This window comes from Microcoleus sp. N9_A1 (assembly GCF_036701795.1).
Classification (GTDB): domain Bacteria; phylum Cyanobacteriota; class Cyanobacteriia; order Cyanobacteriales; family Microcoleaceae; genus Microcoleus.
The window spans coordinates 32,797-56,080 of the sequence record NZ_JAUBRI010000018.1; the positions used below are offsets into that span (position 1 = coordinate 32,797).

18 protein-coding genes are annotated in these 23,284 nt (G+C 46.8%); 5 read left to right on the forward strand and 13 right to left on the reverse strand.

What is annotated here, in order from left to right:
- The first annotated feature begins 90 nt into the window (after nucleotides 1–90).
- Nucleotides 91–1,344 carry an S-layer homology domain-containing protein gene (locus QUA58_RS11120; RefSeq protein ID WP_333394066.1) on the forward strand — a complete coding sequence of 418 codons (1,254 nt, stop codon included), beginning with the start codon at nucleotides 91–93 and terminating at the stop codon, nucleotides 1,342–1,344.
- Nucleotides 1,345–1,471: 127 nt separating this feature from the next.
- On the opposite strand, the gene QUA58_RS11125 is transcribed toward QUA58_RS11120, so the two are convergent.
- From QUA58_RS11125 to QUA58_RS11145, 5 genes are all read right to left on the reverse strand, one after another.
- Complete coding sequence (locus QUA58_RS11125) at nucleotides 1,472–1,996, reverse strand: pentapeptide repeat-containing protein (protein ID WP_333251300.1); 525 nt, start codon at nucleotides 1,994–1,996, stop codon at nucleotides 1,472–1,474.
- Nucleotides 1,997–2,016: 20 nt separating this feature from the next.
- Nucleotides 2,017–3,363, reverse strand: a complete 1,347-nt coding sequence (locus tag QUA58_RS11130) for an LCP family protein (protein ID WP_333394068.1) — start codon at nucleotides 3,361–3,363, stop codon at nucleotides 2,017–2,019.
- Nucleotides 3,364–3,377: 14 nt separating this feature from the next.
- Nucleotides 3,378–3,725, reverse strand: coding sequence for a DUF6717 family protein (locus QUA58_RS11135; RefSeq protein ID WP_333251295.1), 348 nt, complete (start codon nucleotides 3,723–3,725; stop codon nucleotides 3,378–3,380).
- A 426-nt stretch (nucleotides 3,726–4,151) separates the two neighbouring features.
- Nucleotides 4,152–5,327, reverse strand: a complete 1,176-nt coding sequence (locus QUA58_RS11140; protein WP_333251294.1) for an aminotransferase class V-fold PLP-dependent enzyme — start codon at nucleotides 5,325–5,327, stop codon at nucleotides 4,152–4,154.
- 97 nt (nucleotides 5,328–5,424) lie between these two features.
- Nucleotides 5,425–6,030 (reverse strand): molybdenum cofactor guanylyltransferase, encoded by a 606-nt coding sequence (locus tag QUA58_RS11145; RefSeq protein ID WP_333251291.1) that lies wholly within the window; start codon nucleotides 6,028–6,030, stop codon nucleotides 5,425–5,427.
- On the opposite strand from QUA58_RS11145, the gene QUA58_RS11150 reads away from it, so the two are divergent.
- The gene (locus QUA58_RS11150) at nucleotides 6,019–6,243 is read left to right on the forward strand and encodes a hypothetical protein (RefSeq protein ID WP_333251288.1); all 225 of its coding nucleotides are present in this window, start codon (nucleotides 6,019–6,021) and stop codon (nucleotides 6,241–6,243) included. The genes QUA58_RS11145 and QUA58_RS11150 overlap by 12 nt on opposite strands.
- Here QUA58_RS11150 and QUA58_RS11155 read toward each other — a convergent pair.
- Both QUA58_RS11155 and QUA58_RS11160 read right to left on the reverse strand, forming a co-directional pair.
- A complete protein-coding gene (locus QUA58_RS11155) occupies nucleotides 6,227–7,291 on the reverse strand; it encodes an anthranilate phosphoribosyltransferase family protein (RefSeq protein WP_333251285.1) in 1,065 nt (354 codons plus the stop codon). The genes QUA58_RS11150 and QUA58_RS11155 overlap by 17 nt on opposite strands.
- A 121-nt stretch (nucleotides 7,292–7,412) precedes the next feature.
- Nucleotides 7,413–8,387 carry a LysR family transcriptional regulator gene (locus QUA58_RS11160; RefSeq protein ID WP_333251283.1) on the reverse strand — a complete coding sequence of 325 codons (975 nt, stop codon included), beginning with the start codon at nucleotides 8,385–8,387 and terminating at the stop codon, nucleotides 7,413–7,415.
- Between the two features lie 820 nt (nucleotides 8,388–9,207).
- On the opposite strand from QUA58_RS11160, the gene QUA58_RS11165 reads away from it, so the two are divergent.
- Entirely contained in the window at nucleotides 9,208–12,624 is a 3,417-nt protein-coding gene (locus QUA58_RS11165) for a PAS domain S-box protein (RefSeq protein ID WP_333394070.1), read from the forward strand.
- 106 nt (nucleotides 12,625–12,730) lie between these two features.
- Here the strand turns inward: QUA58_RS11165 and QUA58_RS11170 are convergent, their stop codons facing one another.
- Entirely contained in the window at nucleotides 12,731–14,029 is a 1,299-nt protein-coding gene (locus QUA58_RS11170) for a HEAT repeat domain-containing protein (protein ID WP_333394073.1), read from the reverse strand.
- A gap of 228 nt (nucleotides 14,030–14,257) precedes the next feature.
- Here QUA58_RS11170 and QUA58_RS11175 point away from each other — a divergent pair, with 228 nt between their 5' ends.
- A complete protein-coding gene (locus tag QUA58_RS11175) occupies nucleotides 14,258–15,127 on the forward strand; it encodes a lipid kinase (RefSeq protein ID WP_333394074.1) in 870 nt (289 codons plus the stop codon).
- A gap of 91 nt (nucleotides 15,128–15,218) precedes the next feature.
- Here the strand turns inward: QUA58_RS11175 and QUA58_RS11180 are convergent, their stop codons facing one another.
- The 4 genes from QUA58_RS11180 to hemW form a co-directional block, all read right to left on the reverse strand.
- Nucleotides 15,219–16,784, reverse strand: a complete 1,566-nt coding sequence (locus QUA58_RS11180; RefSeq protein ID WP_333394075.1) for an FAD-dependent oxidoreductase — start codon at nucleotides 16,782–16,784, stop codon at nucleotides 15,219–15,221.
- 236 nt (nucleotides 16,785–17,020) lie between these two features.
- Nucleotides 17,021–17,293, reverse strand: a complete 273-nt coding sequence (locus tag QUA58_RS11185) for a DUF1830 domain-containing protein (protein ID WP_333251235.1) — start codon at nucleotides 17,291–17,293, stop codon at nucleotides 17,021–17,023.
- A gap of 114 nt (nucleotides 17,294–17,407) precedes the next feature.
- On the reverse strand, nucleotides 17,408–17,668 hold the full coding sequence (locus QUA58_RS11190) for a hypothetical protein (RefSeq protein ID WP_333251232.1): 261 nt from the start codon (nucleotides 17,666–17,668) through the stop codon (nucleotides 17,408–17,410).
- A gap of 226 nt (nucleotides 17,669–17,894) precedes the next feature.
- Nucleotides 17,895–19,238, reverse strand: a complete 1,344-nt coding sequence (gene hemW, locus QUA58_RS11195) for a radical SAM family heme chaperone HemW (protein WP_333394077.1) — start codon at nucleotides 19,236–19,238, stop codon at nucleotides 17,895–17,897.
- Nucleotides 19,239–19,634: 396 nt separating this feature from the next.
- On the opposite strand from hemW, the gene QUA58_RS11200 reads away from it, so the two are divergent.
- Nucleotides 19,635–20,714 (forward strand): PIN/TRAM domain-containing protein, encoded by a 1,080-nt coding sequence (locus tag QUA58_RS11200; protein ID WP_333251228.1) that lies wholly within the window; start codon nucleotides 19,635–19,637, stop codon nucleotides 20,712–20,714.
- Between the two features lie 308 nt (nucleotides 20,715–21,022).
- Here QUA58_RS11200 and QUA58_RS11205 read toward each other — a convergent pair whose 3' ends face one another.
- Entirely contained in the window at nucleotides 21,023–23,233 is a 2,211-nt protein-coding gene (locus tag QUA58_RS11205; protein WP_333394080.1) for a Tex family protein, read from the reverse strand.
- Between the last annotated feature and the right edge of the window lie 51 nt (nucleotides 23,234–23,284).

The window sequence follows — 23,284 nt, forward strand, 5'->3', positions numbered from 1 at the left end:
AGAGGGAAAAAGCAAGTTGAACCGAATCAATCAGCCTCTCAAAAGCTTAGTTCTCCTCAATAAAAAAATGTGTAAATTGGAGAATCAAAAATGTCTGTATTACATCGCATTAAATCTGGTACATCTGTTTTATTAACACTGGGAACAGTTGCCGGAACCGCAGCGCCCATGCTAACTCCCGCGCCTGCTTTTGCTCAGACAGCTTTTTCGGATGTTAATAATAACTACTGGGCAAAAGACTTTATTCAAGATTTGTCAGAAAGAGGAATTATCAAAGGATTTCCCGATCGCACTTTCCGCCCGGATGCACCGGTAACGCGGGCTGAATTCGCGGCAATGATCCGTTCTGTGAAAAAGGCAAAAACCCGCGCTGCTGTGGGGTTTGCCGATGTTCCGTCTAATTTTTGGGCAAGCGGGGCGATCGCCGAAGCTTACGAAATGGGATGGATGTCTGGCTATCCCGGCAATGTTTTCAGGCCGACACAGCAGATTCCTCGCGTTCAAGTTGTAGTCGCTTTAAATAACGGAATGGGCTATGAGCCTACGTGCGATTTTCAAGATGTTCTCAACTACTATAATGATGCGGGTGAGATTCAAAGTTATGCTGTAAAAAGCGTTGCTGCTGCTACTGAAAAACAGTTGGTTGTCAGCTATCCCAATCCTAAATCTCTCAAACCCAACAAGTCAGCAACGCGAGCTGAAGTAGCTGCTTTTATCTATCAAACATTGGTGAGTACCAATCAAGCAAGAGCAATTAATTCTCCTTACATTGCCAAGATTGATGTTAGCGAATCTGTGGCTGTGAAAATTCCCAGCGGGGTGACTATTCCAATCGAGTATGCAAAAGGTAAGATTTTGCTCGGCCCCAATGACAAGTCTCCGATTACGCTGACTGTGGCTGCGGATATCACGGGTAATAATGGCCAAGTGCTGATACCCGAAGGCTCGAAAATTAGCGGCGAATTGCGATCGACTGCTTCGGGCGTTCAGTTTGTGGCTCAAGAATTAAGTATAATCAACGGCAGCAGAGTGCCTCTGGTGGCCACTTCGCAACTGATTACTAGGAAAGAAACTGTTACCAAGGGCGTTAATGTTGGTAATCTGGTTAAGAATACGGCGTTGGGTGCAGCAGCAGCGGCGGCGATCGCAGGTGTTACGGGCGATCGGGCGATCGCGACTGAAGAGGTGCTGGGGGGCGCGGGAATCGGGACTTTGATCGGGGTGTTTTTGGGTAGAGATAAAGTCGATTTGTATGCTGTTAATCCCGACACCGATTTAGATTTGCTTTTGAATTCCGATTTGGTAGTTGGTACTGCCAGCACAGGCATTTGTAGCGCTCGATAGAGCCGACACTTGGAATTTTTTTCAAACCCCTCGCCTTGCAGGAGAGGGGCTTTAATGTGTGTATTTTACCTCGCTACAGGTGCATTTAATCAAATAATTAGCCAGGGATTTTTTTAAGTGTGAATTGCTACGGACATCCCAAACTTTCGCTGGTAGAAGCTCCAGTCACGGGATTGACACCATCTGCTTTCTCGCACAGGAGAGTAACTTGATAAGCGTCGATAATCGCGTCCGTAAAATCAGCGCCGGAAATTGCCGCATCATAAAACCGAGTTCGAGTCATAATTGCCTCTGAAAAATTCGCATTCGTCAAATTAGCGCCGTCGAATGTAACTCTATCTACTAAAGCACCGGAGAGGTTGGCACCTGACAAGTTGGCATTCAGCAAAACTCCTTTAGTCAAAATCGCATTAGTTAAATCAGCGCCTTGAAAGTTGGTTCCCCGCATTTCGGCCGCGACAAATGTTCCGCCCGCTAAGTCAGAATTGGAGAAATCGCGATCGGACAAATTAATATTTGTGTAATTAATATTTGTTTTCGGCAGGGCAAATGCCGGAGTAGCACTCAGCAGCACCCACCCAAAAGCCAACACTAAACTTACAAACAGGCTCAGGAAAATTCGGAAGACACTTTTCACAGATATTGCACTCATGGTAATTGACTCATGACTAATTAAAATCGTTTTACCCAATCTTCGCCAACGCGAAGTGTCAAGTCAGAATTGATTTCACCGGTAGAAGATGCTTCTATTTTACCGCCGCCTAACTCTTTTTGCAGTAGATTCGCTGCCTCTAAATCGCCTTGCTGAACAATAATTTGACTTTGACGCTGCTTCTCCGGTGAATCCTGCACTACAGATACATTAAAAAAGCCCTTTTTTCTGAGAAATTCAGCAACGGTTTTTGCGGTTGCTGGTTTATTAGAAGCGTTTTGGACAGCTATTTTGAGGTTTTTGGGCAAAACAGACTCGGTTGGATTGCGAAATCGTCCTTGTGCAAAATCCGGCACGCTCTGGTTGAAATATTGTGTGATAATGCGATCGAGCCCGATCGCATCTAAAATCCAATAACTCCTCAAATCGGCTTGTTCTGAACTAGAACTTCCCGGCAACATTACCATTTTAAAATTCTCTCGCTCCAATTGCAAACCGAAATTTGCCAGGGTCAATATTTCCTCATAATTTAGGTTTGTATCCACATATTTTTGCATCAATCGAACAATTTGTGGCAAGCGCACCAATACTGATGGACTTGTGAGGCGGTTCCGAATAGCTTGAATTAAAGATTGCTGTCGCTGAATGCGACCAATATCTCCTAAACCATCGTTGCGAAATCGAGCAAATTGTTCTGCTTGTTCTCCGTTGAGAGTTTGCCATCCCTTGGCTAAGTTTATTTTTAACTTTTGGGCGGTATCTGTATAGGACATTGCGCGAGGTACAAATACCTCAACTCCGCCCAACAAATCGACTAATTCCCGAAACGCACTGCTGCTGACTCGCACGTATCTTTCAATTCTCGTATTGTTCAGCATACTGCTAACCAATCGCGTCGCCAAAGCTGCTCCTCCCCTGGCATTGGCTTCGCTAATTTTGCTGACGCTAATTCCGGGAACTTCGACTTTAGTATCTCGCGGAACAGAAAGCAAACTAATAGATTTATCTCTAGGATCGAGGTGGAATAAGAGGATTGTATCGCTGCGACCGTTAAACATCTTAGGGCCATTGGCTGCAGCTTCCGGCACGCGGTCAATTCCCAATATCAAGATATTAACTGGGCGCGATAGGCGGTATCCAGAGTTGGATGATGAATAGTTAAAGCCAGTAGCCTCTAAGACTCTACTGATAACTGGCGGTTCCACGGGAGCTAACAGGGCGGTAATTGCCCCGATTGCGGCGGAGATGGCGGCTGTGAAAACTAGGAAAAATAGCCCAAATATATACAGGAATAATTTAGGCTTTTTTCGAGAGGTTTTATCGACTGGTTTAACAAAGTTTCTTTTAAAAATTGACAAGTTTTTCATTGACTTGCTGTTGATTATTGCAGTTTTTCAGCTTGGCAGTAAAACTTGGGCGGTGCTTCTCGAAAGTATTTGAACATAGCCGGACACAGCCAGCCTTCGAGATTTTTGGATTCCCACCGATACCAGTTACCGCCGTATTCTGCTTTCAACCACAGCATTTCTGCTTGATATCCGGGAAATGGGTTGGCGGAAAATAAAAGTCGGAAACCTCGATCGGCATTGGGAATGTCTGCGACGAGCGCGTTAATCATTTCGGGGACGCCCTGAACAAATGGTTCTCGGACAAGTCCGACTCGCTCGTCGTCAAAAACCCAGGTGTACTGTTCGCGATAGGGGTAAATTACCATCATGGCATTGGACATGGTATTCTCCTCTTTTCCTTTCCTTTGTTTTGTCTGCGAAAATGCAAGTGTTGATACATTATATTCTGTTGCGCGGAAGTTGTGCGCTATCCGATTTGACAACCCTGTTTTAACTTAGGAAATTTCGCGGGTTATTTACAAACTTTATTAGGATTGGGTGGATTGGCGAAATCTAGGGCTATCGGGATTGAGAGCTGTTTTTTTGACTTTTTTTGAGTTGAGGTAAATGGTGGCAAATTTAAAGAGCGTTAAAGGTTATTCGTTGCCGGATTTTGCGATCAAATTGTGCCTTGTTTTATAACAATTATTATGTGGGTAGTAAGGACGAATACTCTGTATTCACCACAATTATGAAAACTACACCCTAACTACAAACCTATAACTGTTTGTAGTTGGGTGTTATGTTTGTTTTCGGAAAGCTCGCGCTCAAATTCTCGTCAGCTCAACCAGCGCCTTAGCTAAATATTCGTACTGCGGCAAAGTATTGTAAAACTGAGCCGAAACCCTCACCAACTGCTTACTAGCATCCGGCCAAGGAATCACCGGAACTTCTATTTTAAAAATCTCCCACAGCGCCTCTTGCAAAGGTGGAATTCCTCCCTTTGCAACCGCATCAGATTGGGAGTCTGCCAGTGGCACAACAGCCATTGAACCCACCATTTCATCAGGACAAGGCAGCGGCAAATCTAATTTATCGGCCAATATTTTTCTCCCCGCCAATGCTAAAGCATGATTTTTGGCCCTCAATTCCGGCCAGCCGCCGCTCAATAAAGAACCCATAAAATCAATAGCTACAGGCACGCACAAATAAGGACTCGGATCGACAGTTCCCATCCAGTCAAATTCTAGTTGAAAGCGTGATTTATCAGCGCGCGGCGAGTTAGCACCGTGACTGATTGTAGTTGGCCGAATGGCATCTTGCTTGTCGCGTCGCACGTATAAAAAGCCCGCACCTTTGGGCGCGCACAGCCACTTGTGGCAATTTCCCGTATAGTAAGCCGCGCCAATTTCATCTAAATTCAGCGCTACCATTCCCGGCGCGTGAGCTCCGTCTACTAACACATCCACGCCACGGTTAGCTAACTCGCCTACTAATTGTTTGATGGGAAAGATTAAACCTGTTTGGCTGACAACGTGGTCTAATAAAGCTAACTTTGTTTGCCGTGAAACGCACTTAATTATTGCTTCAATAATTTGGTCGGGTGACTCAATTGGAAAGGGGACTTCTGCTACTATTACTTTAGCACCTGTACGCTCGGCTACAAAATTAAGTGTGTTGCGGCAAGCGTTGTATTCCTGATTTGTAGTTAGCAATTCGTCGCCCGGAGAAAAACAGAGCGATCGCAAAACTGCATTTACTCCCGTGGTTGCATTCGGGACAAAAACCAAGTCATCCTCACTCGCACCGATAAATGCTGCTAACTGATTTCTTGCATTATCCAACAATGGTTCAAATTCCCGCATTAAAAAGCGCAAGGGTTCTCTTTCCAGTTGTTCCCGAAAACTGGTTTGCGCTTCCAGTACGGGAATCGGACAGGCCCCAAAAGAGCCGTGATTGAGGAAAGTTATATTGCGATCGAGCAACCAATATTGGTTAATCATTAGTATTAGTCAGTAGTCATTAGTAATTAATCAGTAGTCATTAGTCTGTCAACTGTCAACTGTCAACTGTCAACTGTCAACTGTCAACTGTCAACCGTCAACCGTTACCCATTTTACCTTTTAATTGCTCAAACTCTTCTAATGTATTGCAATTCGATAACATTACTGCTTCTCGTTCCCCTACAGGTAGAGGGATTGCGGGGATTTGATTTAACCACACTTGAAAGGAACGTCCCCCTTTGTCAATAAAACTTTGCAAACTTGGCAGAGATTGTTGGCGGTAGAAGCCACACAAAGGCTCCCAGCGCGAATTTTGATAAGGCACAACTGCTAAAGTTGATGCGGGAAACTCGGTTAACTGACTTGCCCAATTTTGAATAATCTGGGCATCCAATAAAGGCAAATCGCAAGCTAACAGTAAAATCCACTCGGCGGCAATTTCTGTCAATCCCTGAGTCAATGCAACCAAGGGCCCGGAGCCCGGATTGTACTCTACCAGAAATTGGGATGTTTCGGTTAAGGTCGATCGATAGCGATCGGGCCAAGCAGTCAGAACATAAACTTCTGGCCCTACTACTGCTGCAACTTCCAACGCCCGCTGCAATAGGGATTTGCCCTCAATTTCCAGCAGAGCTTTATCCCTACCCATCCGCGAACTTTGACCGCCTGCAAGCACAATTACAGCAATTTTATGATTTGTCATTGGGAAGAAGGAAGAGGGAAGAAGGAAGAAGGAAGTTCGGCAACGGATTATGTAACGGATGTAACGGATGTCAGGAAGAAGGAAGAGGGAAGAAGGAATAGGGAAGAAGGAAGAAAAATTTCTCTCGGTAGGGTGCTGTGTACAAAGCCTGCTCAATGTAGCGTACCCACTGCACACACAACCCGATTAATCATTCTCAACTCAAAACACTAACGGCTTTGCTAACTTCCTCAAGTTTTTGCACGACTTGACCGCTGCTCAATAAATTTTCTGCCTCAATCAAACCCGAGCTCATATCCAAACAAACTCCACTGCGCCACAGATAAAAGCCGCCGTTCCAGATAGCGGACTGCATCAATTCCGATGGTTTACCCAGCAACACTTCCTGCATTTGTTTTAATAACTCAGAGGCTGATTCCAAGGGAGGATTTGTGCTGCTAAAACCGTAATCTCCGTGGGCTAAAAGCACTCGCTCAAACTCGGCACCCGGCTTAGCAATGCCGATAATTGCAGTCCGATCGCGCGGCAAATCGCAGCTTCCCTCCAATCCCTTGACAGTGGTATAATTTTTGATTCCGCGCAACTCAAAGGCTTTTTGAAACATACCTTCTGTCGGCGGGTGCACGTAGCCCGATATAACGTTAACGTCGCCGGCACAGGGACACCACATCAACTCCATTGTCGAAAAAGGTGGCCGTTTACCAATTTCGCGGCGGTAGGGAACTAAAGCGGCGGCTTGAGGAAAATGCTTGGGAAGGTAAACAAAACCTAAACCCGTACTGTCAAAAACTTGCTGGACTTTTTCTAAACTCAGTTTTCTCCAGTCAACTCCCAAACCGCGCCAAATTTCAATCAAGGGAATACCTTCCTTGGTTGGCATGGTATCGCCGCCGTGCATGATGGTTGGGACGCCCCTAGCGGCTAAAATTAGGGCTGTTAAAGGGCTAATTGGAGCCGTGCGCGATCGCCCGTCGTAAGCAACGCCAAACACGGCGACGGTAGAGACGGAAAACCCTTTTTCTCGGTTTGGAGGGGCAAGCATAGGCCCCAATTCTTCATAAGCATCGAGCATTCCGGCTAATTCTTCACCGGTGGGCCGTTTAATGCGGTGGGCAATCATAAAAGCTCCGATTTGAGCTGGTGTTGCTTCTCCCAGCAGCATCATCCGGGTGGCTGCTGCTGCTTCGGAGCGAGTTAAGTTTTCTCCTGTGTGTACTCCGCTGCCAATTTTTCGCAGCAATTCTCTAAATGCGTCACTCATAACTTTTGAAGTTAGTAATTGGTAGTTGGTAGTGGGTAGTTAGTAAGTGGTAGTTAGTAATTGGTAATATTTGAATCGTTTTAAATTTAAAATTCCCAACTCTCAATTCAAAATTATCGAATTAACTCCCTGATTTTCCTAGCTTGATTACATCAAATGGCGGCACAAATTCGCGTACCAGATTCCAGAAATGGGCGATCGGCGGAATTTGCATTCGATCGTGAGTTGTCACCAACACGACTTCGCGAGTCCAAGTCGGATCGGCTACTGATTGACCGATAGCCGAAACCTTGGAATTTGACCGATCTTGGGCGATCAACCGAATTGCTAAAGTGTGATCGCCCTTCGCGTCCACCAAAGCTGAATGCGGCAGCAAAGCAATCAATTCCCCCTGTCGCACCACACCCCGAAAAGCATCAAGAGTGTTGAGTTCCAAAACAGCATGAAGTTTAGCACCCATGCGTCCAAATTGTTCTTGCACCATCCGCTGCATTCCGTACCCGTCCTTAAACACCACTTGCGGGTAACAAATCAATTCCGGCCAAGGTACTCGATCGTACTGGGCCAGGGGATGACCCGCCGCCATCAACACCTCGATCGGCTCATTGTAGAGCACCTCAACCAACATTTCCGGGGCTTGAGTAAAATAGCGGTTGTTCATCACCACCGCTATGTCCACCAAACCGTCTTTGAGGACTTTCAGAGCTCGATCGCTCCCCAGGGAAGTCACCCGCAACTGCACGTTAGGATAGTCGTGGCAAAACTTTTGCAGCACAGGCGGCAAATAAGCAGCGCAAACCGAATGAATTGCAGCCACGCACAGTTCCGGCTGCTTTCCTGCCCGTAAATCTCCCAACTCTTCAGCAGCATTTCGCCAAGTCTGACAGATTTTGCGAGCGTGAGGTAGCAGGCATTCCCCTCCCACAGTCAGTTTCGCGTGGGCCGTGCGGTGAAACAGCGACAAACCCACTTCCGCTTCTAATCCCTGCACTTGGCGGCTAATAGTCGATTGGGTAACGCCGCACTTCCGGGCCGCTTGCTGAAAGCTACCCGTTTCAGCAACTGAAAGAAATGCTTGAAGCTGCTCTAAGCGCATGGAGGTTTAATTCGAGATGGTTTCAGAAATTTTACTGGAAGATAATCTGTGACATTAACCGATTTAGTAGAAGAATTTAGTACACTTTGATACAGGTACAGATTAGTTTTGATTCCGGGGCGAGAGGCGGGGATGCTACGCTCCAAGCATCAATCTGCTCCGGCAGGATTTCTGAGCCTCCAATTAGAGGTCGATTCTCCTATGTTGAAGGGATTTCTGAATCTGCAAACCTCTCAAAAAACGGCTTCAATAGACCTCTTGCATTCATTCGCATACTATATTGAATTATCTGGGTTTATCTGTGTTTATTTGCTTTTAATCTGCGGTTAACCCATCAATCAAATATTTATGCAAGAGGCCTAATAAAGATGAACTTATAGAATTTTGCAAGCTGCTAGCTAAAAGGTTTGAATGAACTGCACAGTCAGTCGATTTTAGATTTTAGATTGACTCCCCAGATTTATCTGGAAGCTTGAATTTGGATCTCAAACTTTGATCTCTCCACGACTTAAGTCGGGTGCTTTTATCCGTTTTTTGTCGTTATAATCGCTTCATCAATTGCGCTAAATTGCTTGGTTTCTCCCTAGGCTTTGGACTCTAAAACTCGCCTTCCATTTTTTACCTCCTTGGGTCTTATAGTACCTCACTCTCTCTCAGCCTCTCAATAAATGTACGAATATTGCAGTCAGGTTAAAACCTGCGGTGAACTTTCATCGCCGGATTCAAGTCACTCTTGTTTTCTGTTTCTTTCTGTATAAACTAGAAATTAGCGGGTCAGCAACACAAGTGCAACTATGATCGATCGCACAGGAAAGCCGAAATGCTGCAATTTCTTTCGATTATGTCATTTAACCACAATTTTATTCCCCAAGATGGATGTTGCCAGTGGCAGCCCCAGTTGATGGGACTGCAGGCGGTAAGCGATTTGTTAATTGCCTTGGCTTATTATTCAATTCCAGCACTTCTGACATACTATGCCCGGAAGCAGCGGGACGTGCCTTTGAGCAAGGGGTTTCTCCTATTGGGAGCCTGGTTTTTCTGCGGGGGGACAACTCACTTGATGCAAGTTTGGATGCTGGTGCATCCCAGCTACGGGCTGTCAAGTTCGATCGCCGCCGTTACGGCTATCATCTCTTTGTGGGCTGTAGCGTCCCTGATACCCTGGGTTTCTCAATTCTTGGCTATGGCTGGGGCGGCCTCTTTTCCAGGAAATAGGGCGCTGGGAACTGAAAAGGTCGATCGACCGCAAGCCGACTCTGCCATTAAAAATTCCCTCGCATTCCCCACAACCGAACTCCAGCAAATTAACCAGCAATTGCTTGCAGAAATAACGCAGCGCGAGCGAGTCGAGGAACTCCTGCTTGACACTGTAGACAAGTTGCAAGAAAGCGAAGAACGCTTCCGCGTTTTTCAGGAATTATCTCTAGACGGATTTAACGTGTTCCGCAGCATTCGCGACGAATCCACAATTGTGGATTTTGAATGGGAATACGTCAATCCCGCAGCGGCAAAAATTCAGCAGAGTACCCCGGGCGAATTAATCGGCAAGCGCTTGCTGCAAGTGCTGCCCGGCCATAAAGATAACAATTTGTTCGACTGTTACGTCGAAGTTCTAGAAACAGGAATTCCCCTCGAAACCGAGATTTATTACAACAGCGAAGGCATTGTCGGCTGGTTTCGGATTATGACCGTTAAATTGGGCGATGGCATTGCTATTTCTTTTGGCGATATTACTAAGCGCAAGCAAGTAGAAGCATCCCTGCGCGAGGCGCTGCAAAAACTCACTTCTCATTTTGAAAATACGCCCCTAGCGGTGATTGAGTGGGATGAAAACTTTCGTCTCAGCGGGTGGTCGCCGGCGGCACAAAGGATTTTTGGTTGGGAAAACATAGAAGTTTTAGGCAAGCATTTTAGCGAATGGAACTTTATTTCTAAGGGCGATTTGTCAGAGGTAGAATCGGCAATTTATAGTTTAAAACAACCAGAAAATCGCTGCAATGTAGTTCGCAACAGCAATTATAATAAGTGGGGTTCGTTGGTACACTGCGAGTGGTACAATTCGGCTTTTTACAGCGATTCGGGACAGTTGGTATCGGTGCTGTCTCTGGTTTTGGATGTGACGGAACGCTTTAAATTTCTGGAAGTGCTGCGACAGTCTGAAGAGCGGTTTCGGATTGCGGCAGAAAGTGCCAGTGATTTAATTTATGAATGGAATATCGAAACGGGTATCGTGCTGTGGTTCGGTCACGTAGACGAACATTTGGAGTACAAAAAAGGCGGATTTCCGAGGACAAGAGAAGCTTGGAACAGTATCTTGCATCCGATCGACCGCGATCGAGTTTTGGCCGCAGTCGATCGGTATTTGAGTGCGCCAGACAGTTCTGCCGCCCCATTTTTTCAGGAATACCGCGTTCAGTGCCAGCGGGGCCGCTTGCTCCACTGGATCGATCGGGGCAAAGCAGTGCTTGACAAACAAGGTAATCCCTGCAAATGGATCGGCGTGATTAGCGACATCACCGCTCGCAAAGAGGCCGAAGAACAGCGGAATTGGGCATTGGCGCGGGAACAGGCCGCCCGTCGCCAAGCCGAAGCCAGCGAACAGTTGTACCGCGTCCTCGCTGAAGCCATCCCGCAAATAGTTTGGACTGCCAGAGCCGACGGCTGGCTCGACTACTACAACCAGCGCTGGTTTGAATATACTGGCTTGACGCTTGAGGAAACTCAAGGCTGGGGTTGGCAGCTAGCCCTGCATCCAGATGACGTGGAAGATGCTGTAGAAAGCTGGAAGACCTCGGTGGAGACAGGGAAGACTTACGAGGTGGAATACCGCTTTAAACGCGCATCTGACGGGGCTTACCGCTGGCATCTGGGCAGGGCATTGCCCGTGCGGGACGCGGAGGGGCAAATTCTCAAATGGTTCGGGACTTGTACCGATATTGACGATCGCCAGCGATCAACCCAAACAGCCTATTTTAGCGCTCAAGCTTTGGCTTTGCTGTCGTCGGCTTCCCTGGATTATGAGAAGGCGCTGCAAGGTTTGGCAGATTTAACAGTACCGGGGCTGGGAGATTGGTGCTGTGTGCATTTGCTCGATGCCGACGGCTCGATCCGTTTGCAAGCAGTTGCTCACTCAGATCCGAGCAAAGTCGCTCTGCTGTGGCAAATCGATCGGCGTATGCCACTAGACCCCCAGGGACGGCACGGAGTAGCAAAGGTGCTGCGGACTGGGGAGTCGAAGCTCTACCCAGAAATACCGGAATGGGTGATCGAGGCGGTTGTGCCCGATAGGGAACTGCAGTTGGTGCTGCGATCCCAGGTGCTGTCGGCAATCTGCGTGCCGCTGATCGCTCGCGGGCGGACGCTGGGAGCGATTTCGCTGCTGTGCGGGGAGTCCGGCCGCCGCTGCGGGGAGGGCGATTTGGTTTTGCTGCAGGATTTGGCGCGGGATGCGGCAGTGGCGATCGACAATGCGCGGCTTTACCGGGAAGCAGCAGAGGCCAACCGGATTAAAGACGAGTTTTTGGGAACGCTTTCTCACGAGTTGCGGACGCCTCTGAACGCGATTTTGGGCTGGGCCCAGATGCTGCGGCAGCGCCAGATGAGCGCCGAAAAAACCGCTGTGGGTTTGGAGACTATTGAGCGAAACGCGCGGTTGCAGACTCAGATGATTGAGGATTTGCTCGACGTTTCCCGGATTGTCAGCGGCAAAGTGTGTTTGAAGCTGTTCCCAGTGGATTTGGTGCGGATTGTAGAAACGGCCGTGAAGGCACTGAGCCTTGATGCTGAAGCTCGGGGAATTGAATTGGTCAGTTTTTGTGGCGAAGGGCTGAGCTCGGTGAGGGGCGATGCTACTCGTTTGCAGCAGGTGGTGTCTAATTTGCTCTCGAATGCTATTAAGTTTACGCCGCCGTCGGGTCGCGTGGAAATAAGGCTTTCGGAGGATGGGGAACCGGGAGCGGCGGGTGGCGCCATCTTGTCTGGGCCGTCTCTGGTTCACTCTGTTTCGATCGTTGTCAGCGATACGGGAATTGGCATTAGCAAGGAGTTTTTGCCGTTGGTGTTCGATCGCTTCCGCCAAGCTGACAGCACTTCTACGCGCAATTACGGCGGGCTGGGACTGGGATTGGCGATCGTCCGCCATCTCGTGGAACTCCACGGCGGCAGTGTCTGGGCCGAAAGTCCTGGGGAAGGACTCGGCTCGACTTTCCGAGTGCGATTGCCAATTGAGCAGAGTTAAAGTTTTGATTTTTCAGTTATCGAGTTCAAAATTCAATATTTAAGTTCTACGTAAGGTGTTGAGGGCACACCCTATATTTAAATGTTCTCCGCAAATTCACTCGCTCTTAATTTTCTTGCCATTCTTGCAGGGCGATCGCAATTCCCTGTTTTAATCTTGGTTCGAGACTCTCTTGCTTAACTAAACTTTCTAATTGCTGCCTCGTTTCGGCAGCACCTAGCTGTTTGAGCGCTGCCATGCAGTGTAGCCTGATGCTTGTGTCGGCGTCTGCTAACATTTTAATCAGGACATCTAGCGCTCTCATATCCCCTAATTTCCCTAACCCTAAAGCTAAAGATTGTTTGATTTCCACAGACTGCACGGCGGGATGATTGCTTGCGAGCAAATCGATCATAATTTCAGCAGCTTTGGCTTTTAATTCCGGCTTTTCCAGTCGCCCTAAAACAGTGACAATCTCTTGACAAACAGGAGAGTTTGTGTTAGTTAATTCGGCAATTAAGGTTTGCTGCAAATATGCTAAAGCGGTTGCAGTTTCGCTCCAGCTTAGGGCGCGCACAGTTTCGATTTGCAATTCAACCGGAGTTATGGGCGATCGCAGCAATTCAAATAAAGCAGCCGCTGCAGCATCGGTTTTCACTCGCCCGATCGCGATCGCCGCTTGCTGACAAACTTCTAATCGGATGTCCGAAAGCAAAGGTTTGAGCAAGTTAACTAAATCTAATTCTGCATCTAAATAGGCGCGCACCCCGAGAGCTCGCACGGCTTCTTTTCTGACTGCTGTCGCCGGATCTTTGAGTGCTGCTACCAGTACCGGCGGGATGCGGGAGTCGTGAAAGCTGCTCAGGGCGTCGATTGCGTGCGCCCGCACCGCAACTTGAGAGTCTCCAACTACGCTCAACAGCGGTGCGATGGTTTCGGTGCGCCGAATTTGGGCGAGTGCTGCTGTTGCAAACTGTCGCGAGTCTTCTTGGAGTAGGAGAGCTGCGAGGGATTCTATGGCCCTCGGGCCGAAATTTCCTAGGGTTTCGGCAGCGATTTGGCTCAATTCTTCGTCGGAATTTTTGACTAATTCTACTAAAGCTTGAATCACTTCCGGGCGATCGAACTTTCCGAGGATGCGGGCGGCAAACCACCGGGGCTCGGTGTCTGCGTCTTCGTCTTCGAGTACGGCAATTAAAGGTGCTATCGCGCCATTTCCCAGATTTGGCAATACTTTAGCAATTTCCCAGCGGTCTTGAAAATCGCCCCATTCTAAGGCTTCTATTGCTAAACTGACAGCTTGCTCTAAAATGTGTTGTTCCTGCGGCTTGCCGGCCTTGGCTGTCACTTGCTGCAAGCATTCGACTAACAAGGGCCAGTTTTGGCGATCGGCAGCGACTTGGGCTTTTTGTAAAAAATTATACATGATTTTAAATTAAGTTCGATCGAGAAGCGAGGTTTTTTGCTGCTAGGTCAGAGCGGGAGGGAGCTACTTTTTACGAATCTTTTGCTACAATTATCCATTTTTTAACATTTTTGTCAATCCATCATAACTGGTAAAATGGAAGTAAAGCATTAATTTCATGCAGTTAAGGCATCAAGCTATACTTTTTGTAATTTAAAATACGCAATATTCCTAATTAAAAATTAACAAATGAAGAAAGCTCTACTTTTAGTAAACCAACACTCCCGAAAAGGGCAAAAGCTATTATCTCAAGCCACTGTAAAATTGCAAGCACTGGGTTTTGACTTAATGGTAGAATCTACAGACCGCGCCCGCGAACTTTCCGACACAATTCGGCGCTACCAAAATCGAGTCGAATTAGTAATAATCGGCGGTGGCGACGGCACTCTCAACGCCGCCATAGAAGGTTTGATGGACACTAAATTGCCCTTGGGTATTTTGCCGATGGGAACGGCTAACGACCTAGCTCGCACTCTGGGAATTCCTACAGATTTATCCGCAGCTTGTCAAGTAATTGCCAGCGGTCAAGTTCGGCTAATAGACTTGGGTTGGGTGAACGGCCAACATTTTTTTAATGTGGCGAGTTTGGGATTGAGCGTGCAAATTACCCAGCGATTGACTAAAGAATTTAAGCGCCGTTGGGGAATTTTAGCTTATGCTTTTACAGCTTTGCAAGTAATTTTGGAATCGCGACCATTCAGAGCACAAATTATAGTTAAAAACCAATCTTTTAATGTTAAAACTATTCAAATCGCCATTGGAAATGGCCGTTATTACGGCGGAGGCATGACAGTTGCCGAGAATGCCACAATCGACGACAGAAAACTAGATTTGTACAGTTTGGAAACAAAAAACTGGTGGGAAATCATTGCTTTGCTGCCGGCTATGAAACAAGGCAATCATACCAGTCGGCCTAACGTTCGCACATTGGAAGCTCAAGAAATTGAGGTTAATACTAGCAAACGCCATCCGATTAATACCGACGGTGAAATCACAACTTACACGCCGGCAACATTCCGAGTGATTCCTCAAGCTTTAGCAGTTATAGCTCCTTCATAACTCACAACTAATATAATTATGTTGTGGAACAGGCCGGAAAGCCTGTTCATATATTAGCCACGGGCAAGATGCCCGTGCCACAATTAATCAATTAATAATCGCCTCCAGCGCCGTATTGCCACGCTTCAACTAATCGGTGAAAATAGTATTGCTGTGTCGGCGCTAAATTTTTTACCTGCGGTTCTACGGCTTTCCCCAAAGGCTGCAATCCCGTATAAATCCCTAAATTTACATAATGAACCATCCAATCGAGCAAATTAGCTATTCCTACCTGCGGGATAATTTTTATCACTAATCCGGGATGGCTAATTGCTGTTTTAAACAGAGTTTGTGACAAAGCCGGAAACAACACGATATCTTGAAGAAACGGTTTGAGTACAGGTTCTCCCAACTCTTCCATTACCTGAAAGACGGTAGCCAAAAGTTGATTGATTTGATTGGGGTCTATTTTTTGATTCATCGCAGCACTCATCGAACGCTGAAACAACCAAGTGACAGATAGATTCGGTTGGTAGGGTTGCAAAAGTGCCAGGGAATTTTTGCTGAGACTGTCGCTTGTCAAAGCTTCCTCAATTCCTAGAGTCAAGCGTTTGAGGTGGCGCACCATTGCCCCGAAACCGCCGAAGCTGAGGGGAGATTGGCTGCCGCTGCTATCTCCGACTGGGAGTATGCGATCCCAAGGCGTTTTTAGAGGACTTTGGCGATAGCAGGGGAAGAATCCGTAGAGTGCTCTTTGGAATTTTAACTGTTCGAGTTCGACGTTTTGATATTGGGGAAGCAAGCGCAAATAGTCTTCAAATAATGTTTCTAAACTGAATCTTTCTGTGTCGGCGTCTATGTAGGTAAATAAGTAGGTTGTGCGGCCGTCTCTGGCTGGAAATGCTTCCCAAAAATATTGGCACTGATTTTGCATTGGGGTGAAGGATGCAAATATATCGCCAGTGTCGTTTTTGGGGTATCCTTGAGCGCAACTGCCGACTACTAAACATACGGCGTCGGGTTTTTTACCTTGTCTTGCTTGGCGGACAATGGGCGAAAAATGTCCCATTGCGTCTAATAATAATCTGGTTTTAAATAAATTTGTAGCAAGTGGTAAATCGGTATTTACAGATTCTACCAAGACTCCATCCGGGTGAATGGTTGCTGTTTTAAATGGTGTATTTTCAAATAGCTTTCCTCCCGCTTGGAGAAATCGCTGTTTCAAGGTTTCTAGGAGGTAAACTGGGTCTATTCCGATGTTTAGTACGTCGCGCACCCAGATGTCGGAGGTGTTGGCAAAGCTGATGCGGGCTGGGTTATATTCGGTGGCGATGGCCTTTTCTATCTCTTCAACTGATAGCAAATTTAGTTCGAGGAAGGCGTCTAATTCTTTGCGAGAAATGTTCCATTCTTGATCGCGTCCTCGCAGGGTGCCGCGTTCAAGCAGGGCTACTCGCCAGCCCCGCACGGCTAAGGCTGTACCGATTAATATTCCTAGGGTTCCACCGCCAATAACTATGTCGAAATCGAGGGTTTCGAGGGGTTGTTGGCTGTGTGTGACTGCTTGGGGTGCTGGTGCGGTGTTTTGTTTGAGGTTTTCCCAGAGTCGATCGACGTTTCGCAGGCCTCCAAGGGCATCTCCCGGCACTTGGGAGAGGATTTTTTCGGTGAGGGACATCGGGTTTTAGTATTAAACAGTGGTGGATTTTCTAAAATTAATTTAACTTATAAGCTGGTCTGCATTTAAATTTAACTTTTCGGGCGGGCAGAATGCCCACCCACCTATTTTCTTGAAATTCTTGTGGGGTGGGCTTCGACGCCGCCCGAAATATACAATTTATAATTACAACGAGAAACCCGGTTTCTGAAAAAACTGGGTTTCTATTCCTCGTTGGTAAGTCTGGGGAATTATCTTCAATCAGCCGTGCTTAATTCTTCAACTCGCAGCCGATCGCACAAAATTCGCTCGCACACTATACCACCCGTATCCGCACTCCTGCAAACTTCTAGCTGAGCTTCCGGCAGCGCTTCAAACAAAAAACGTTCCCCCGGAAACACTGTCCGCTCAAAATACCAATTAGGAATATTTGTAATGCGAGCGATTTGCACTTTGCTAGTATTATTAAGATACCAACACAAAATGCTCGTATGACCTTCGGAAATTACCTGATTTAGTGTCAAATTCATTTTTTTAACTTGTTTGTGCAATTGTGCGAGCGATCGGCAACGGACCTACAATAAATATAGCATATTCCCGTTAAAACACAATTTTTTATACATTTTTTTTTTAAATTGTTTGGGTTAATTAATCAATTTCGCCGTGGAAATATCAGCGCCTTCCACGTATTCCCAAGAAGGTGCAAAAGCAGGCATTGCTAAAGTGCAAGATTTCCATCCTCCCCTAACAGGTGCGTTCAACAATTGACAGTGACCGACTGAACCTCTTGCCTGTTGGTAGTGACCGCAAAAATTACACTTGGAAGTCGGATTGCACCCGCGCTCGCTAATTACAAGGCAGGGCTGGTTTTGGGTTTGGTTGCGATCGATAGTTAAAGTGTTCATTAAATTACTTTTTAAATGTTCAGTCTTAAGTATGACGGCTGGAGTGCAGTCGTGGCCTCTATCTCAAGGCTTAGTTCGCCTTTAAGTTTTGTGTAGGGATCGATAGAAAATATATTATTTTTGACAGGATCAAGCTAGGGAGCAATTGAATTTCCTTTAGGTCGCATTGGCGGCCCCGGCTTTAGGGCCGATCGCGCTTGCTGGGGATATACTTCCTCAGACAGAGCTAATTATCCTCACCTAACTTGCTGAACAAATCGGCTAAAATTGTATTAGAAAATAAAAAACCTTCGGGATCGCTCAACCTCAAATTGCCCGAAAGCGGCAGTTTCCCGCCCTCGCCTAAAGTTGCGCTCCCCCTATCCTCAGTCATAATTTCCACCCATCCTTGTCGCCAGTAGGGCTGCAAACAATGCCAAATTTTATCAACCGTTTGTTGAGTAAACTTTTCAGTCAGCGCCGACAGGCTAACTCCTTCTGCTAAACGCAAACCTAGCATCAGCGTTTCTAACAAAACGTCATTTTCTGAGACTTGAACATTTTGCTCAATTGCTGGGTAAATATCTTGCTGGGTTTCCCCCCCAATTTGAGGAGTTGCTGGGGAATTGAGGCCAGAGATCGATCGCACCCAATGATAATATTCTTGAGTTTTGCGAGGTCTTGTCAACCTCCTGCCTTCCACGTAACTCGCCGCCCCCATTCCCAAGCCGTAATAAGGGCGATTTTCCCAATAAACGCGGTTGTGCCGGCACTGATAACCGGGCTTAGCGTAATTAGAAATTTCGTAATGTTCGTAGCCAGCCTCAGTCAAAATTGAGCGCGCCAAACGGTACATTTCAGCAGCGGTTTCATCTGCAGGTAGTGGCTGCGCGCCTGCTTCAAAGTAGCGCCCGAAGGCCGTTCCAGGCTCAACAATTAAGTCGTAACTCGACAGGTGAGTCGGGCCAATTTCTACCGCCGATTTAAGGGAAGTTTCCCAATGTTCTAAAGTTTGGTGCGGCAATCCCGAAATTAGGTCTAAACTGAAATTAACAATTCCAGCCGATCGCACTATTTCTACTGCTTCAAAAATATCAGCGACAGAGTGCGATCGTCCGCAAGCTTGCAGCAATTCATCCTGAAAAGCTTGCACTCCCAAACTAACTCGATTTACTCCCGCCGCTGCATATCCCCGCAACTGTTCTAAAGTAAAGGTACCAGGGTCTATTTCTATAGAAATTTCCGCCTCAGCAGCAATCCCAAATTTGCCGTCGAGAGTCTCTAAAATATTGCTCAACTGACTGACAGAAAGCAGCGAAGGCGTGCCACCACCAAAAAAAACTGTTTTCAGAGATGCGCCTAAATTTTTAGTTTCTTGAATTTCTTGACACAGTACAGCAACGTATTGCACGATTGTGCCGGAATTCTCGCCATTTTTGCGATCGCCCACCACAAAAACCGGAAAATCGCAGTAGTAACAGCGACGGCGACAAAAAGGTATGTGCAGGTAAGCCGAACTAGGAATCCCGGAATTTCCCGCTTGCACACTTTTTTTTAATTCAAATGTTAAATAATCTGTGGTAGGGTTCATTACATTTCAAGCCGAAAGCGCCACTTCAAATCTAAAGTTTTCATTAAACAATCATGAATAATTATGTATATTATGACATTTTCTTACCAAAAAAGCGCTGCGAACGATGGCGTCCCGCCCCGCAAGCTACGGCTCTTTTAATTTAACCTCGTACCGGTTTCGAGCTGCCACAATTGCCGAACAGCAAGCAGGGCGGTCTATTCGCACCTCGTGCCTGCTTTCGGCGGGCCATGGTAAATGCCGATCGACTCCCTGGCACATCCCCCAAAGGGTACAACCGCGAAATATAAGTTTATGAAAATCCCTGAGTAAATAGGGCGATATCCGACCAAAGCATGAAAACAAGTATCAGCACTGCAAAGATATAATGTGAATAAATTCATTAACCTAGAACTAATGCTAGACGCAATCATAATAATCTCATTCATAATCGCAGGCGGAGGCATCGGCTATTACGGAGTCGAACTCCTGCCGAGCAATCTGCTGGAGCAAGTTACAAATATACAAGGTTTAAGTTCTGTACTAGGTTCGTTTGGAGCATTAATCGGCTTCGTGATGGGATTAGTGGCTCAAACAACCTATCGACGCTTGGAAAAACAAGTCCGCGATATGCCAGTGGAGATGCTGCTGACGCGGGCGATCGGCTTAATCATCGGACTGCTAGTAGCAAACTTAATGCTGGCTCCGCTATTCCTGCTGCCAATTCCCCGCGAGTTCGGCTTCATCAAACCTCTAGTCGCCGTCTTGGGTAGCGTCATGTTCGGCTTCACAGGCGTCAGTTTGACCGACACCCACGGCCGCGCTTTCTTGCGACTGATCAACCCCAAAAGCTTTGACACGGTGTTGGTAGCCGAAGGTACTTTCAAACCAGCAAGTGCCAAAGTTGTCGATACTAGCTGCATTATTGACGGCCGAATTGAAAACCTGCTAGAAACAGGTTTCCTCGAAGGTCAAATTATCGTGCCGCAATTCGTACTCCAAGAACTGCAACTTGTAGCGGATTCCGCCAACGATCAAAAGCGAGTCCGCGGGCGCCGCGGCTTAGATGTACTCAACCGCATCAAAGAAACATATCCAGAACGGATTCAAATTCACTCGGCAGACTACGAAGATATTGCCACAGTCGATGCAAAATTAGTCCGCTTCGCTTTGGATATCGACGGCATTTTGCTCACCAACGATTACAACTTATCGAAAGTAGCTACCGTCCAAAAACTGCCGGTTTTGAATATCAACGATTTGACTCATGCGGTGCGCCCCACTTATTTGCCGGGAGATACGATCGAACTAAAAATCCGCAAAGAAGGCAAAGAACCTTCTCAGGGCATCGGTTACTTGGATGACGGCACAATGGTTGTCGTAGAAGCAGGTAGCAGCTATGTCGGCGGCGAAGCCAGAGTCGTAGTCACCAGCGCCCTGCAAACTAGCGCCGGCCGCATGATTTTCGCCCGTCCTCAAGAATCGGTTATTGTTTGAAACTGAGTAACAATGGCCAGGGCAATCAGAATCAAATATTGCGATCGTTCCAATCTGCCTCGACTCTCTACCGCGCCCGGTATGACGAGTCGGGGCAGTGGTTTTTTTTTGTGTCTTAAATGTTGGGAATCGGTAAGTAAAAACAATCCTTTTTACTTCTACGGTGGCACTTGGAAAGCTAGCAAGAAAAAATAGCAATTACCAACTTCTCCTTCTTTTCTCTTCCTTCGTGTCCTACCCTACGGGAACGGCTTCGCCGAACGCGTCTTCGCGGTTCGATCGCCCTTTTTCAGCTTTCCCCCACAGTTTTAACGTCGGCGCGGGGCCGGAAGCCTCGCACTATTGCCATTTTGCGGTTGCGGTTTTTCTTGCAGCTTCATCGTCAAACTAACCCGCTTTAACTTCTCATTCACCTCCAAAACCCGCACTTTCACAACTTGTCCGACTTTGACAATTTGTTTGGGGTCATCTACGAAGCGATCGGCTAATTGAGAAATGTGAACCAAACCATCTTGGTGCACTCCCACATCAACAAAGGCTCCAAAGTTAGCTACATTCGTGATTATGCCTTCTAATTCCATCCCAACTTGCAAATCGGAGATTTCTTTGATTCCTGCTTGGAAAGTAGCATATTTAAACTCGGCGCGCGGGTCTCTTCCCGGTTTTTCTAGTTCAGAAATAATGTCTCGGAGTGTCGGTTCTCCGACTTTTTCCGTGACATATTTCTTGATATTTACAGTCTTGATTTTTTCCGATATTTGTGTTATTCCTGTCAGCGGCAAGTCTAAATCCTTGGCGATCGCCTGCACTACAGGATAACTTTCTGGATGGACTGCTGTATTGTCCAGCGGGTTTTCGCCGCCGCGAATGCGGAGAAATCCCGCTGCTTGTTCAAAAGCTTTCGGGCCGAGTTTGGGAACTTTTAGCAGTTGGCGGCGATTTTTAAACGCGCCGTTTTCGTTGCGGTAATTGACGATATTTTTGGCAACTGTTGCCGTCATTCCCGATACAAATGTCAGCAGTTCTTTCGATGCTGTGTTTAAATCAACTCCGACATAATTAACGCAGCTTTCGACTGTTTCGTCTAGTTTCTTTTTGAGCAGTTTTTGGTCAACATCGTGCTGGTATTGGCCGACTCCTATTGATTTCGGGTCGATTTTCACGAGCTCGGCGAGGGGGTCTTGCAAGCGCCGTCCGATGCTGACTGCGCCGCGGACGGTGATGTCGAGGTCGGGAAATTCGGCGATCGCCACATCACTCGCTGAATAGATCGATGCACCGGATTCATTCACCATGACTTTAATCGGTTTTTTGTCCATATCTGCCAAAACTTCCGACACAAAGTCGTCTGTTTCGCGGGAAGCTGTACCGTTGCCGATCGCAATTAATTCAATTTTATATTTTTCAATTAAATGCTTGACAATTTTACCAGCTTGTTGTCGCTGAGCGGCCGCTTGGTGGGGGAAAATTGCTTGATATTCCAAAAACTGCCCGGTTTCATCGAGGGCGGAAACTTTACACCCCGTGCGAAATCCCGGATCGATCGCCAATGTGGGTTTCATTCCCGCTGGCGCCGACAGCAGCAACTCGCGGAGGTTGGTTTCAAAAGTGGCGATCGACTCGATGTCAGCGATGGCTTTGTTGTGCGATCGTACTTCCGTAATCAACGAAGTCTTCATCAGGCGGTTGAAAGCGTCCTTCAAGGTCGATCGATAAAACTCCTTAACTGCTGCTATCTTAGTTCTAATTTCCTGAGATTCCAAATAAGCCATCACTGCGGATTCATCAAAGGCTAAGTCTAAATCTAAAACCCCTTCCGTTTCCCCGCGAAACAGCGCTAACATATTGTGCGACTGAACGCTTCTCGCTGCAACTTGGTAATTGCGGTACATTTCAAATTTAGTGCTTTCTTCCGGAAAATCATCTTTAATTTTCGATACAAAAACCCCAGTTTTCATCAAAAAATCTCGCAAATAAGCTCGGTATTCAGCTTGTTCGGAAACCGCCTCCGCCAAAATATCCGCAGCACCTTTGACAGCTTCTTCTGCAGTTTTAACGCCCTTTTCTTCCGAAATGTATTTAGCGGCTTCCGCCTCAAGATCAGCGGGTTTAGCAGTCGGTAAGTTTAGAGATTTGATAAAACTTGCCAGCGGTTCCAAACCTTTTTCTCTAGCAATTGTCGCTCGCGTCCGCCGCTTTGGTTTGTAAGGCAGATAAAGGTCTTCTAGTTCGTTTTTTTGCAAACACGATTCGATTTTAGCTTGCAGTTCTTCAGTGAGTTTGCCCTGAGAGGCGATCGTATCTAAAATCGATTTTTTGCGGTCTTCTATTTCCGTCAGATACGTGAAGCGATCGGAAATGTCCCGCAACTGAATTTCATTCAGCAAATCCGTCCGTTCTTTGCGGTAGCGGGCAATAAACGGAATAGTTGCTCCCTCGGCGAAAAGTTCCAGAGCATTATTAACTTGGGACAGATTAATGGAAAGTTCTTGAGCAATCAGTTGAGGAATGTCGATCATAGTGCAGAAGTTCGGGTCAGTCGATTTTAGATTTTAGATTTTAGATTTTAG